This is a genomic window from Mucilaginibacter gossypiicola (assembly GCF_900110105.1).
Lineage (GTDB): Bacteria > Bacteroidota > Bacteroidia > Sphingobacteriales > Sphingobacteriaceae > Mucilaginibacter > Mucilaginibacter gossypiicola.
The window spans coordinates 995453-1010468 of record NZ_FOCL01000002.1 but is presented as its reverse complement, the minus strand read 5'-3'; the positions used below and the strand labels follow the sequence as shown (position 1 = coordinate 1010468).

Below are 15016 nucleotides of genomic sequence, written 5' to 3'. Positions count from 1 at the left end.
GCTTCGCAGGCGTGATTATCTTACGCCGCCGCTTGCAAGAATAATTTCGCCGGTTAACCAGCGTGACTCATCAGATGCCAGGAATACGGCAACAGGTGCTATATCATCCGGCTGACCGATGCGGCCCAGCGGCGTAGTTTTTTCAATCTCAACCTGGAAATCGCTGCCGATAAACCCTGCTGTGTGTGTTCCTTCGGTTTCAACCATGCCCGGGTTAATTGCGTTTACACGGATCTTTTTAGGGCCAAGCTCTTTTGATAATACCTGTGTGATAGAATCAACCGCGCCTTTAGTGCCGGTATAAATAGCACTTTGTGGAGGGGTAATGCGGGTTACAGTTGAGCTTATGTTGATTATGCTACCGCCATTATCACCAAAGTTATTTACCGCTCCCTGAGTAGCAAGCAACAAACCAAGTACGTTGGTATTAAACTGACGGTGAAATTCTTCTTCTGTAACGGCCTCTATCGGCGTAAACTGATATACACCTGCATTGTTTACCAAAACGTCAACACCGCCAAAAGCTTCTTTGGTTTCGGCAAAAAGACGATCAACATCTGCTTTTACCGCTACGCTGCCTTGTACAGCTATAGCCTTGCCGCCATTTGCGGCAATCTCAGCCACAACTTTATCGGCGCCTGTTTTATCTGACGCATAGTTTACAACTACTGCTGCTCCTGCTGAGGCCAGGCTTTTAGCTATACCTGCACCGATACCTTTTGATGCTCCTGTTACAACTGCTACTTTGTTCTCTAATTTTTTCATTTTATGGAAGATTAATTTAATTTTGGAATAATCGTTCCGCAAATGTATATTCATTTTGGAATAATCGTTCCTGAATTGTTTTTTATTATGCTGGGATGACAAATGATACGATCCTATTATGTCTTCTTGGGGCTCTCTGTGACTTTAAGTTAACCCACAAATCAATAGTACGTGATAATGTGCGCGAGTTGAACCCCTCTGGGGTTCAGATAATGGGTTGGACCTTATTGTCTACAAACCTTTTCCCCCTCTGGGGGATTTTAAACAGGCGTTAATTGAGATATACTCAAGGCAGGTGCACCAGAGGTGCAAAAGGTTTGTAGCATGTAAAATTATAGGATACCCTTTGCCCCAGAGGGGCAAAACAAAACGCTTTGTTGATTAAACGGCAAAACGATTTCCCTGAACGCTACTCTTCCGTTGCCATTTCGTTCCTTTTCAGGATAAAGGCCATCAGATCGTTTATGGGATGTTTGATGATTTTGCCGGTTTTTACGCCATGAAGGTGGCATAACGAGATCAGCTCTTCAGAAAATGAATAAGCGATAGAGCCAACAAAGTGGCATTTGTATTTATGGTATTCGGGGTATGATTTGATGTTACTTTCAATAAATTCTACTAACCCGTCAACCAGCATAGAGTGCCCGTATTCGGTGGCCTTTATTTCACTTACAAACTTGCTGAACGATGCAAGGTAGGTGTTGGCATTAGGCTTTTGATAAACATTTTTAATTACGATTTCTTTGTTCAGGTGATAGGCCTTGTCAAATTTCTGGCTGATATCGTGCGGCATATTGCCGTATAAAAAGTCGGTGACCAGCTTTTTACCGAACCAGGTGCCGGCACCTTCGTCACCTAAAACAAAACCAAGGCCGTGCTGACCATCGTAAATGTCTTCGCCATCAAAAAAGGAAATGTTACTACCAGTTCCCAGCACACAGCAAATCCCTTTTTCCTGACCACAGGTTGCATAAGCACACCCAAGCAAGTCGCTGTCAACACTGATGTATGCTTTGCCAAAATGCTGGCTCAGGGCGTTTGATACAATTTCGTGCCTATCGGGGCTGCTGCACCCGGCACCAAAAAAATAAATTTCAGAAATCTCGGCAGCGAGCGCCACCATTTCCGGGGCCTGCTCCAGCACAATGCGGGCTATCTCCTTTTCGGTTAAAAAATAAGGGTTTAACCCCGCGGTAAGAAACGAGCGGGTTTCCTGGTCTGAAACGGTCAGCAGCCAATCAGTTTTTGATGATCCGCTATCTGCTACTAAGATCATTGACAAATTTCTTCGAGCGCTTTAACAGTAAGTGGTTTATGAATAAACTGGGTTATATGTTTATTATCGCTTGATTGCTTCATATCTGTAGGGTCAAGCGATGATGATAACATATATATTTTTATTCCTTTTTTAGCAATTTCCAGCCCATCATATTCTTGCAGAAACTCAAAGCCGCTCATCAATGGCATCCTGATATCTAAAAAAATAACATCAGGATCTACCGATCCGTCTCTTAGTGATTCAATAGCCTCCATCGGCGATTGGCGCACAATGATTTTTTCTGCAAAATTACTACTCTCTAAAACCCTCCGCGTTATAAAGTTATCAATGTAGTTATCATCAATAAGCAGGCAGGTTTTAAAAGGGGTAGTCATGTTTCAAAAATAAGTTTTTAAACCTATTATTAAAATATTTTTTATTGGATGTTAATACTGTTAGTTATTTGTTTTAACATGATCTCGGCTTGCTTGCTTTGGTATTGCGCAGCAAAAAACTTTGATTGCGCGTCAAGGTAATTCCGCTGAGCTTCCCTTACCTCAAGGGGTGTAATATTGCCTAACTTATATTTATCAAGCGTAATATCCAGGTTCTTTTTGTTAAGGTTAACGTTGGCTTCTTCGAGCTTAACCAAATCAAGGCCCGACAAATATGCCACAAACAAACTGTTAATCTGGCTTTCAATATTCAGTTTGGTTTGCTTGGCGGCAATACCCGCATTATCTATCTGGATCTTCGCGTTTTTTTCGCGCCTGTTTTGGTTAAAGCCATCAAAAATGTTAATTGATGCCGTAAGCCCATAGTTAAAGCCGTGTACATTTTGCGATACTGTAAAGCCCGCTGGAGTTTTGCTGTTAGTAAACACATAACCCGATGTTACCCCAACCTGCGGATAACGTGTTGAGCGAACCTGCTTAAGGTTGATCTCGGCCAGTCGCTGATTAATTTGTGCCGATAAAATCCCCGGGTTTTGCAGCTGGGCATTGTTAAGTACATCGGCCAGGGTTAGTTTATCGTCAACCACAATGGTATCTGCTACCGAAAAGTCTGATTGAAGATCGCGGATAAGTAACTGGTTAAGCTGTATTTTGGTTGATTTGAATAACTGATACTGAATAATCAGGTTGCCGGTATCGGTATTCAGGTTTACCTGGGCGTTAAGCACATCAAGCCTTGAAGCCCGGCCTACATTAAACTTATCTGTAGCAATACGCAGTTGAGTATGTGAGATACCTATAGCCCCCTTAAGTGCTTTGATTTGTTCATTTTGGCTGATGAGGTCATAATAAGTATTAACCACGTTGGCTACCGTGCGTTGAACGGTATCCTGCAACCGTAAAACGCCAAGCTTATCAAGCTGTTTCAATTGGTCATACGTAGCAAACATGTTGAAGCCATCAAAAATAGTCCAGTTAAGGTTTACACCATAGCTGTTGTTTGAGTTATGCGCGTTGATATTATTATCCTTACCGGTACTAAGCGTTTGCTTAGTTGACTGGCGACTATTATTATCCGAAAAATTTCCGGTTAACTGCGGTAAAACGCCAGCATTACCTAATGTTACATTGTTTGATGCTATGGTTGAGTTGTTTTGCGACAACTTGATATTATAGTTATTCTTCAGCGCAATTTCTACCGCATCTTTTAAAGTCAGTAACGGTGCATCCTGCTGGGCTAAGGCGATGGTTGATACCATTGCAAAACCAAAAACCAGGCAGGTTATTTTCTTGATCATCATATTATATTACAGGTTTTCGATCAGTTTAGGTTCATGGTGGTGCGGATGACGTGCGGCTTCAGCCATTTCGGCTTCGGCGGCCATATCTTCAGGATCGTGGTCGTGGTCTTTCCGACTTTTGGCAGCCAGCAGCAGGTACATCATCGGGATAATATAAAGCGTTAGCACCAATGAAAATAGCATCCCACCCATAATAACAATCCCTAATGATACGCGGCTTTTTGCACCGGCACCCAACGCAAACGCAATTGGCACCGCACCAAGCACTACAGCCAGACTTGTCATTAATATTGGGCGTAAACGTGCAGTTGCAGCCTCAACAACCGCCTCGTATTTGGCTACCCCCTGCTCCATCCGCTGGTTGGCAAACTCTACAATCAAGATCCCGTTTTTGGTTACCAACCCTACCAGGGTGATGATCCCGATCTCGCTAAAAATATTGAGGGTTTGGTTAAACAGCCACAATGATAAAAATGCACCAGAAATAGCCAACGGCACGGTGAGCATCACAATCAGCGGGTCCATAAAGCTTTCAAATTGGGCAGCCAATACCAGGTAGATCAGCAGCAATGCAAAGCCAAAAGCAAAAAGGATGTTTGATGAGCCTTCGGCATAGTCACGTGACGGACCACTTAACGCAGTACTGAAAGTATCATCAAGCAGGCTTTTGGAGATCCTGTCCATTTCTTTGATACCATCACCAACGGTGTAACCCGGAGCCAAACCAGCCGATAGTGTTGCCGATTTATAACGGTTGAAGTGGTAAATGGCCGGAGGTGTTGCTCCCTCGGTTGTTTTAACTACGTTATCCAGCTGCACTAATGTCCCTTTTGAGCTTCGCACATAAATTGATTTCAAATCAAGCGGCTGATCACGGTGGGCGCGGTCAACCTGTGCTATCACCTGGTATTGCTTACCATTTATCAGGAAATAATCCAAACGGCCGGCACTATAATACAACTGCAGCGTTTGGGCAATATCATCAACCGAAACACCTAAATCTCGGGCACGCTCGCGGTCGGTAACCACACGCAGCTCGGGTTTGGTAAATTTCAGGTTAACATCCGTTCCCTGGAAAACAGGGCTTTTTGATACCTCGGCAAAAAACGTTGGCAGTACCTTGCGGATCTTTTCAAAATCCTGGTTCTGAATAACGTACTGCACCGGCAATGATGTTTTTGATCCCGAACCACCGCCGCTTATGGTTTGTTCCTGCACTACAATGGCACGGGCGTCTGGCATTTTCCTCAGTTTGGCGTTGAGCCAGTCGGCAAGCTCCTGTTGGGTGCGTTTCCGCTCCTCTGGGCCAACGAGCCCTACCCTACCGAAACCGGTATTTGATGCGCCGCCACCACCAAACGATGGTGATACAATTTCAAGGTTAACGTTTGATTCGGGAATTGAATCCTCAACCAGGTTAGATACCTTGTCCATGTATTTGGTCATGTACTCATAGGTTGCACCTTCCGAACCGGTTACACTATAACGCAGCAGGCTGCGGTCGTCAAGTGGGGCAAGCTCTGACGGGATAACTTTTACCAGCACCCCAATGATAATGATTGATGCAGCAAGAATGGCAAATGACACCCATTTACGCTTCATAAACTTAACAAGAGACTCAGAATATGAGTTGATCATGTTTACAAAGAACGGCTCCGTTCTTTCATAAAACTTTGATTTCTTTTGATTTTTACGGATCAGCTTTACATTAAGCATCGGCGTTAACGACAGGGATACGAATGCCGATATCAATACCGCCCCGGCTACCACCACTGCAAACTCACGGAATAAGCGGCCGGTAAAGCCCTGTAAAAACACAATGGGTAAAAATACCGCGGCCAGCGTAACCGATGTGGATACTACCGCGAAAAAAATCTCGGCCGAACCTTCAAATGCTGCCTTGCGGATTGCCATACCAGCCTCTACCTTTTTGTAGATGTTTTCTGTTACCACAATACCATCATCCACCACCAGGCCCGTTGCCAGTACTATCCCTAAAAGGGTTAAGATATTGATGGAAAAGCCGAAGATGTACATGATAAAGAAAGCACCGATCAATGATACCGGGATATCTATCAGCGGGCGGAAAGCTATCAGCCAATCGCGGAAGAAGAGATAGATAATAATTACCACCAAAACAAACGCAACGATGAGTGTTTCCTGTACCTCAGAAATTGATTGGTTAATGAATCTCGTATTATCCAAAGCCACTTTTACCGAAATATCCGGGGGCAAATCTTTTTTGATCTGCTCTAAACGGGCGTAAAAATCTTTGGCTATCTGTACATAGTTAGCGCCCGGTTGCGGCACTAAAGCCAAACCAACCATCGGCACACCAGATTCTTTAAAGATGGTTTCCTCATTCGCCGAACCTAATACAGCATAACCAATATCGCTCAGCCTGATCACCCGGCTGCTGTCGGCACGGATAATAAGGTTGTTAAAATCTTTCTCGGTTGCCAGTTTACCTAAGGCCCTGATGGTAACCTCGGTATTGTTACCTTCAATTTTACCGGCAGGCAGCTCCACGTTCTCTTTAGCTAAAGCTGCGCCAATATCGGTGGCTGTAACGCCAAGGGCCGAAAGTTTGTTGGGGTCAATCCACAGGCGCATAGCATACTGGCGCTGTCCCTGTACGTTGATGGTACTTACTCCGGGGATGGTTTGCAGGCCTTCCAACAACACATTTTCCGCATAATCATCCAGCTGGTTTATGTTACGGGTATTACTGCTTACGGTAAGGGTGATGATCTGATCGGCACTGGCATCGGCCTTGGTTACTACCGGTGGGGCGTTAATATCCTGCGGCAGCTGGCGCTGGGCCTGGCTTACTTTATCGCGCACGTCGTTAGCGGCCGTTTCCAGGTCGGCATCAAGATCGAACTCAACTGTGATGTTACTTTGCCCAACCGAACTTGTTGACGAGATGTTACGAATGCCCGGCACACCATTGATTGATTTTTCAAGCGGTTCCGTTATCTGCGATTCAATTACATCGGCATTGGCACCAGAGTAACTGGTGGATACCGAAATAATTGGAGGGTCAACCGAAGGGAAATCCCTCACCCCTAAAAATTTATAGCCGATAATACCAAACACAACAATAACCACAGACATTACTGTTGCCAATACCGGCCGCTTAATACTTACTGAGGATAAACTCATATTGGTTTATTTAATAACTTTTAAAATTTTCAAAGGCACTTTTGGACGCATTTGGATCAGGCCCGATACTACAACACTATCACCTGGCTTCAAGCCTTCAATAACCTGAATCTTAGTATCTGTACGCAGATCTGTTTTTACCGGCTTTGATACCGCGGTACCATTGTGGTAAATCCAAACCAGGCTGCTTTTCAAATCAGGAATAACTGCCTCCGTTGGCAGCAAAATGGTTTTAGGGATTTGATCAAGTGTTAAATTGATCTTGGCAAAACTACCGGCAGTTAATATACCTTTAGGATTTGGCGCTTTAGCGCGTACAGTAATAGTACGTGAGCTGGCATCAATTGAAGGATCAATAGCATAAACAGTACCCACAAAATTCTCCATCGAGCTTTCGGTTTTGAACCTGATCTTGCTGCCTGGGCCCAGTATAGAAAGGTACCTTTCAGGCACAGCAAAAGTTACTTTAGCCGGATCGATATTAACCAGGTTGGCAATAGGTGATGATGGCGACAAATAACTGCCGGGGCTCACATTCCTTAAACCGATAGTGCCTGAAAATGGCGCACGGATTTCGGTACGGGCAATCTGCGCCTTAATGACATCGGCGGCAGCCTTTAAGGAGTTTAAGGAAGTTAACGAGGTATCATATTCTTCCTGGCTTATGGCCTCTTTTTGAAGTAACTGACGGTTGCGGCTTTCCTGTTGTTTAGCCAATGCTACCTGGTATTGGTTTTGTTGCAACGAAGCTTCCAAATCCTGGTTATAAACTTTAACCAGCAGTTGCCCCTTTGTTACCTTAGTGCCTTCGTTGAAATATATGCCGGTGATGTTGCCTGCGGTTTGACTTATCAGGCTTACCTTTTCATTGGCATCAATAGTACCGGTAATATCAATGATGTTATTTACTGCTGTCTCTTTAACTATCATTACGTTAACGCCTACCGGACCGCCCTTTTTCTTATCGCCCTTACCCGAAGCCATAGCCGCGGCCGATTTCTTTGCCCCCTCGCTAAAAAATTTATTGTAAACTAAATAGGCAACCAGCAGGGCCAGCGCCGTGTAAATAATATATTTCGTTTTCATACTTTGTTTAATCCGTGTGTGGTTTAGCTTGTAGGGTTGTTTCGGGTGATATTAATGGTTTTAAATTTTTATGCATGCGGGTAAGTACGCTTTCAAATACCTGCATATCGGCTTCGGATATGCCTTCGGTACTATCTGCGTTAATATTTTCAAATGTTTCGATGATCTGCGGCACGGCCAGTTTTGCCTTATCGGTAACCCGTAGCAGTTGCTGCCGCCTGTCGTTCGGGTTGTTTTCGCGGTAAACAAAACCTTTTTCGGTAAGCAGGTTGATGATATTCACCATGGCCGATTTATCCTTGCCCAGCAGGTGCGCCAGCGCGTTTTGTGTAAGCTGACCGTCGTGAAAATAAATGAGCGAAAGTATGTAATGGTACCGGGTAACATCCAGGTGAGTGGTATGTTTAACCAGTACATCCACGTACAGTTTACCTAAGCGGATTAGCTTGCGCGAAATAGGTTCAATCAGTTCCATCGACTTAAAAATCGATGTAAAACTAATAGCATAACATTAACAATAGTTGCATGTATCAACCATTTTACAACGGTGTTTGGGGTGCAGTAATGCCACATTCATAACTGATTATATAATTTTTATAAATTGCGACCATGAAACTGACCAACCTACGCACGTTATTTTTTCTAACGCTTTTAATTATGAGTACTACCATCAGCAAAGCGGCCGCCAACGCTCAAATCAACTACAATGTTTCGTTTCCGGAAGCCCAGGCCCATTATGCTGACATTGAAATGCACATTACCGGCCTTCAACAAAACACCCTTGAGCTTAAAATGCCGGTATGGACGCCCGGCTCATACCTGGTACGCGAGTTCGCAAAAAACATTGAATCATTAAATGCCGAAACCAACGGCAAGCCAATTGCAGCACCCAAAATCAACAAGAATACCTGGCAAATTGTTACAAAAGGAATTTCGGCGGTAACGGTAAAATACAGGGTTTACGCCTTTGAGCTTTCGGTACGTACCAGCTTTATCGATGCCTCACACGGCTTCCTTTCAACTACCGGTATCTTTATTTATCCGGCCAACATGCTGCATTCGCCCGCTATCATCCATATTAAACCATACAAAAACTGGGATAAGGTTTCAACCAGCCTCGACATGGTAAATAATGATCCTTTTACCCGTTTATCGCCCAATTTTGATATCCTGTTCGATTCGCCTATTGAAGTAGGCAACCAGGATGTTTTTGGCTTTGATGCATCGGGTGTTCATTATGAGATATGCATGTACGGCGGCGGTAATTATGACAAGGAAAAATTAAAAGCCGATATCCATAAAATTGTTGATCAGGAAGCCGCCGTTTTTGGCGAGAACCCTAACAAACATTATGTATTTATAGTACACAACCGCCAGCGTAACGGTGGTGGTTTGGAACACCTGAGCTCAACTGTTTTAGGCGCATCGCGCGATAACTATGCTAATGATAAAGGCTACCAAAGCTTTTTAGGCCTGGTTGCGCACGAACATTTCCATTTGTGGAATGTAAAACGCCTGCGCCCGGTAGTTTTAGGTCCGTTTGATTATGATACCGAAAACTACACTACCAACCTGTGGATAGCCGAAGGATTTACCGAGTATTACCAGGGCATTATAGTTCGCCGTACTCAGCTGTTCCCTGTCGGCAATTACTTTGATACCCTGGAAGGCGAGTTCAATATCCTCGAAAACCTGCCCGGTAAAGATGTACAAACCGTTGCCGAATCAAGCTTCGACGCCTGGATCAAAGCTTACCGTCCTAACGAAAACTCCAACAATACCACTATATCGTATTATAATAAAGGTGCGATCATCGGTATGATGCTTGATTTGGAGATCATCAACGATAGCAAAGGCAAATACTCGTTAGATGATGCCATGAAATACATGTACACTCAGTATTACAAAATCAAAAAACGCGGTTATACCGATGCTGAATTTAAAGCTGCCTTTGAAAAATTCGCAGGTAAAAAACTTGACGATTTTTATGCCAAATACATCAACGGTCTGGCTCCGGTTGATTATAACAAATACTTAGGCTACGCCGGCTACAAAGTAGTTGATGAGCTGGCCGATAAAAATGATGCGGCTTTAGGTGTTACTACAGCAACAACGGCTAATAAAAAGATCATTGTGACCGGCGTACAACGCGGCACCGCTGCTTATATCGATGGCATTAACGTAAACGACGAGATCACCGCAATTGACGGCACACCGGTTACCGATGCTGCAACTATGATCAATGGTAAAAATCCCGGCGATAAAATTGAGGTTACTGTAACCCGCGATGGACAAGCCATTATCCTCCCGATTACGCTGTTGAAAAGCAACCGCGTTAAATACAATATTGTTACTGTTGATAGCCCGAGCGAGCAGCAATTGACTGTAAGGAAAAAGTGGTTGAGCTTGTAAGAATTGTTTTTTATAGAGAAGAAGGCGCCCATCACGGCGCCTTCTTTGTTAATGCCAATTAAATATTATTGATTAAATTTGTGTATGGAAACATTCATTGTACATCCTGAAAACAAAGAACAATCAGCGGCAATAAAAGCTTTTTTAAAAGCGCTCAAAATCAATTTTGAGAAACACGATAAAGGCTCATACAATGCCGAATTTGTTGAACAGGTATTAGCAGGCGAAGCAGCACGAAAGGCCGGCAAAAAAGGCGTTAGGGTAAATACCGACGACCTATGGAAATAGACTTATACGAAAAAGCGATAAGGGACTTTGAGTACTGGAAAAAATCCGGTAATAAGGCTATTCAAAAAAAGATTTCGCAGATATTTAATGATATGAAAGCTCATCCTTTTGAAGGAATAGGAAAACCGGAGCCTCTCAAATATAAATTAACAGGAAAGTGGTCGAGACGAATAAACTCCGAACACCGCATTATCTATGATGTGGTTGATGAAACCATCAATGTTTATTCTTTACGAGGACATTATGAATGATCCACGAAGGCCGGCTGCAAAGCTGGCCTTTTTTGTTAAGTCCCCCACAGGACAAGCTGCTGATTGCTTAGTATGCGTGTTACTTAGCGCATGGGATGCTGAAACAAGTTCAGCACGCCCTAAGGACATCAACAAAAAATTAAAATATTAACGCATAAGTTATATTTTTATAGCTTATGCCCTCTGCAGCCTCGTTAAAAAAAATACGCCCAATACAGCTTGTCGCTGTTATTTTCTTTACTGTATCCGGAGGTCCCTACGGCCTTGAACCGTTATTGAGTTACGCCGGCGATCACGGGGCTTTACTGATCCTGCTTATAACTCCGTTAATGTGGGATGTTCCGGCCATATTTACTGTGCTTGAGCTTAATAGCATGATGCCTATAACCGGCGGCTATTATAAATGGGTAAAATATGCCCTCGGCCTGCACTGGGGTTTTATTGAAGGCTGGTGGACATGGCTCTACACCTTTGTTGACCTTGCTATTTACCCGGTGCTTTTTGTGCAATATGCCGGTTTCTTTTTCCCCGAACTGTTAAACTTTCAGATCCCGGTTTGTTTGGTGATCATCTGGGCATCGGCGGGGCTAAACATTTTGGGCATTATGCCCGTGGGCAGGGTTTCGCTGTTTTTAAGTGCCGCTGTACTTGCCCCTATTATATTATTGATTGTATTAGGCATTTATCACCACAGCGGGGCAATGCACATTCCTACAACTTCATTAAAGGGTCTTAGTTTTCCATCGTTCGGCATGGCTTTATATACCGTGATGTGGAACTGCCTGGGCTGGGATAACGTAACCACTTATGCCGAAGAGGTTGAAAAGCCGGTACGCTCCTATCTCATTTCTATTTTTACAGCTTTCGCGCTGGTAATGGTGATCTACTTTTTTGCTATTTGGGTAGCCCAGCAATCAGGCATTAACCATGATACCCTAACCGATAGCGGCTTCCCCGCGTTAGGCGTACTCATTGGCGGGCACTGGCTGGGCATAGTAGTTGCAGCCGGCGGCATGGCCTCCACACTGGGAATTTATACCGCAGTGTTGTTATCCGTATCACGTGTACCACAGGTAATGTCCGAAGATAACTTGCTACCAAAAGGGTTGAACAAGCTTCACCCTCGTTTCAAAACACCCTTCGTTTCCATCTTTATCTGCTCCATAGTAGTAAGCTTTATGGTACTGTGGACCTTTGCCGACCTCCTGATTATCGATGTAACAGTTTATGGCGCCGGGCTTTCTTTAGAATACATTGCCCTTGTAAAACTCCGCATCAAGGAACCGATGAAGGAACGGCCTTTCCGCATTCCGCTTAGTGTCACCGGGCTATGTTTGGTTTTATTGCTGCCATTGATTGTTTACGCAGTTGCGCTTGGCGGCGCATTAAGCTCAACACCTAAAGCCCTTTCGGCAGCTATTTTTGCGCTGGTGGCGCTATCAAGTGCAGAGGTGGCATGGCAAATTATTAAGCTTAGCAGGCCGGACCTGAAGCAATGATTAGACACGAATTATATTGGCTATCTAATACAATTAGTTCGTATTTCACAAACCTTGACGCAGAAAGAAAAATTCGTGCAATTCGGTTAATTTGAAAAAATTCGTGGCTTAAATTTCTTCAACATTTTGGTGATTGGATAATTGACCGGGATTTACGTAAATTCGATCTTTTCCCAAAATTCACATCAATATGAAAATCAAACACCGATACCTGATGCTTATTGGTGGCCTTGCTATTTTTGCAGGCTGCCAGAATAATAAAACCGTGCCCGCCGAAAAGGCCATAACTGCTGCTGAAATAAAAAAATATATCTCGGCATTAGCCAACGATTCGATGATGGGCCGTAAACCTTTCACCGCCGGCGAAGACAAGGCCATCAAATACATTTCGGAGCAATTTAAACTGGCAGGGCTTGAGCCGGGCAACAATGGCAGCTATTTTCAGGATGTACCTATGGTGCAAATCACCAGTACCCCCTCTCCAATAATGGAGATCACCGGAGGCAAAGCTCCGTTAAGCCTTCACGCTACTACTGATTTTGTAACGTTCAGCCGCCGTGAGGTTGATTCAGTAACGCTTAAAAATTCGCCGCTGGTTTTTGCCGGGTACGGCGTTGTTGCCCCCGAGTACCACTGGAATGATTATGCAGGTCTTGATGTTAAAGGCAAAACCGTTGTTGTGCTGGTGAATGATCCGGGATTTAAAAACGGCGATCCTACATTTTTCAAAGGCGATACCATGACCTACTACGGCAGGTGGACCTACAAATACGAAGAAGCTGCACGCCAGGGTGCTGCAGGAGTCCTCATCATCCATCAAAAAGAGCCCGCGAGCTATGGCTGGGAAGTTGTAGCCAACAGTAATACAGGCGCTAAACTTTACCTGCAGCAAAAAGACAAACACATGAACCGCTGCAAGGTTGAAGGCTGGATCACCGAAGATATGGGTAAAAAACTGTTGGCCGAAGCGGGCATCACCGGCGATTTCCGCGCTTTGGCCCGTAAAAAAGACTTTAAGGCCATTCCGCTTAAACAGTCGGTTACTTTAACCATCAATAATCAGTTAAAATATTCAACATCTCATAATGTTATCGGCACGCTTAAAGGCAGCTCACAGCCCGGCGAATATGTACTATATACTGCCCATTGGGACCATCTTGGTATAGGTAAGCCCGATGCCAAAGGCGATAGTATCTACAACGGGGCGGTTGATAACGCCGATGGCGTTGCCGCTATCATCAGCGTAGCTAAAGCATTTAACACGGCTAAAGAAAAACCCAAACGCTCCATCGTATTTTTAGCTGTTACTGCCGAAGAGCAGGGCTTGCTGGGTTCGGAGTATTATGCCACCCACCCCATTTACCCGGTTAATAAAACCGTTGCCGATCTTAACATGGATGCCCTTGGCGACTATGGCGAAACTAAAGACATAGCAGTTACAGGCAAAGGCCAGAACGATCTGGAAGATTACGTTGACGAGCTTGTTAAAGCACAAGGCCTAAGCACTGTTGGCGACAGGCATCCCGGAGCAGGCAGCTACTACCGCTCTGATCACTTCAATTTTGCCAAAGTGGGTATACCGGCACTTGATATTAACAATGGCAGCATCAGCGTAATTCATGACGGCAGCTATGGCGAAGCCAAACAAAAAGATTACGGCGATAACCGCTATCACCAGCAAGCCGATAATTATACCGACACCATGGATGCAACCGGCATGGCGCAGATAGCCAATATCCTTTACGAAGTTGGCACTAAGCTAAGCAACGAAACCACATTCCCCGGCTGGAAAAAAGGTTCGGAATTTAAAGCGATAAGAGATAAATCGATGAAGTAAGGCAACTCAGCCATGTCATTGCGAGCGAAGCGTGGCAGCCGCACGGAAGCATAGCCGCCCTGTATAGTATGCGATTGCGTCGTCGTTCCTCCTCGCAATGACATGGTTTTTTGACTCTTTTACCATAAAAAAATCCACCCCGTAACAGAAGGTGGATTTTTTTATTGATATATAGTGAAACTATACCCTTAAAGGGATTTAGTTGCTCATTTTAGCGATATTGAAACTTTCGTAGGCCATTTGCCTGTTGTAATCGTTGGCGATGGTTTTGTAGTTGATCAGGTCGACAATGGTACCGATGAAACAAAACCCGGCTGTGAAAAAATACAGGATACCCATACCAATCTGGTCGGTCATGAAACGCTGTACGCCTGATACACCAAGAAAGCCTGCAAGCGTTGCGAACATAATATCCTGCGGATTGCGCCTTTTGCTGGCATAAAATGACATAAAAGTGCGTGCCTGATCTTCTGTTAATGAGGCAGTAGCCTGTTGCAGAAATGTATATTCTTCGGGAGTGATACCGTCGAAAGACATATATGGATTTTGATAAGCGTTCATCTCAGTAAGTTTTAAAGTTTGCGATTGTTTTATGATATAAAGGTACAGCAGCAGCCATAAAACGCCTACAGGAGATAGGTTAGCGGAGATAAGTAGTCGGTGAAATGATCTGTTTTGGCGGTGAAAAATAGCGTGGAA

At 44.2% G+C, this 15016-nt stretch carries 13 protein-coding genes; 5 read left to right on the top strand and 8 right to left on the bottom strand.

Features of this window, described 5'->3' with window-relative positions; translation table 11 throughout:
• Positions 1-15: 15 nt before the first annotated feature.
• From BMX50_RS09760 to BMX50_RS09730, 7 genes are all read right to left on the bottom strand, one after another.
• Entirely contained in the window at positions 16-765 is a 750-nt protein-coding gene (locus BMX50_RS09760; protein ID WP_091210298.1) for a glucose 1-dehydrogenase, read from the bottom strand.
• Positions 766-1174: 409 nt separating this feature from the next.
• Complete coding sequence (locus BMX50_RS09755; protein ID WP_091210297.1) at positions 1175-2041, bottom strand: N-acetylglucosamine kinase; 867 nt, start codon at positions 2039-2041, stop codon at positions 1175-1177.
• Entirely contained in the window at positions 2038-2418 is a 381-nt protein-coding gene (locus BMX50_RS09750) for a response regulator (protein WP_091210296.1), read from the bottom strand. Before BMX50_RS09750 ends, BMX50_RS09755 begins: the two co-directional genes overlap by 4 nt.
• A 41-nt stretch (positions 2419-2459) precedes the next feature.
• Complete coding sequence (locus BMX50_RS09745) at positions 2460-3779, bottom strand: TolC family protein (protein WP_244280913.1); 1320 nt, start codon at positions 3777-3779, stop codon at positions 2460-2462.
• A 6-nt stretch (positions 3780-3785) separates the two neighbouring features.
• Positions 3786-6944, bottom strand: coding sequence for an efflux RND transporter permease subunit (locus BMX50_RS09740; RefSeq protein ID WP_091210294.1), 3159 nt, complete (start codon positions 6942-6944; stop codon positions 3786-3788).
• Positions 6945-6950: 6 nt separating this feature from the next.
• Entirely contained in the window at positions 6951-8030 is a 1080-nt protein-coding gene (locus BMX50_RS09735) for an efflux RND transporter periplasmic adaptor subunit (RefSeq protein ID WP_091210293.1), read from the bottom strand.
• A gap of 7 nt (positions 8031-8037) precedes the next feature.
• Complete coding sequence (locus BMX50_RS09730) at positions 8038-8505, bottom strand: MarR family winged helix-turn-helix transcriptional regulator (RefSeq protein ID WP_091210292.1); 468 nt, start codon at positions 8503-8505, stop codon at positions 8038-8040.
• Positions 8506-8687: 182 nt separating this feature from the next.
• Between BMX50_RS09730 and BMX50_RS09725 the strand changes: the two genes are divergently transcribed.
• The 5 genes from BMX50_RS09725 (at position 8688) to BMX50_RS09705 (ending at position 14317) form a co-directional block, all read left to right on the top strand.
• Positions 8688-10442 (top strand): M61 family metallopeptidase, encoded by a 1755-nt coding sequence (locus BMX50_RS09725; protein ID WP_091210291.1) that lies wholly within the window; start codon positions 8688-8690, stop codon positions 10440-10442.
• An 84-nt stretch (positions 10443-10526) separates the two neighbouring features.
• Positions 10527-10730 (top strand): DUF2683 family protein, encoded by a 204-nt coding sequence (locus BMX50_RS09720; RefSeq protein WP_091210290.1) that lies wholly within the window; start codon positions 10527-10529, stop codon positions 10728-10730.
• On the top strand, positions 10721-10981 hold the full coding sequence (locus BMX50_RS09715; protein ID WP_091210289.1) for a Txe/YoeB family addiction module toxin: 261 nt from the start codon (positions 10721-10723) through the stop codon (positions 10979-10981). The genes BMX50_RS09720 and BMX50_RS09715 overlap by 10 nt, the downstream gene beginning before the upstream one ends.
• A gap of 176 nt (positions 10982-11157) precedes the next feature.
• Positions 11158-12480, top strand: coding sequence for an APC family permease (locus tag BMX50_RS09710; RefSeq protein WP_091210288.1), 1323 nt, complete (start codon positions 11158-11160; stop codon positions 12478-12480).
• Positions 12481-12670: 190 nt separating this feature from the next.
• Positions 12671-14317, top strand: coding sequence for a M28 family metallopeptidase (locus tag BMX50_RS09705; protein ID WP_091210287.1), 1647 nt, complete (start codon positions 12671-12673; stop codon positions 14315-14317).
• Positions 14318-14515: 198 nt separating this feature from the next.
• On the opposite strand, the gene BMX50_RS09700 is transcribed toward BMX50_RS09705, so the two are convergent.
• Positions 14516-14878: a TM2 domain-containing protein gene (locus tag BMX50_RS09700; protein ID WP_091210286.1), complete on the bottom strand. Its 363-nt coding sequence runs from the start codon at positions 14876-14878 to the stop codon at positions 14516-14518.
• Between the last annotated feature and the right edge of the window lie 138 nt (positions 14879-15016).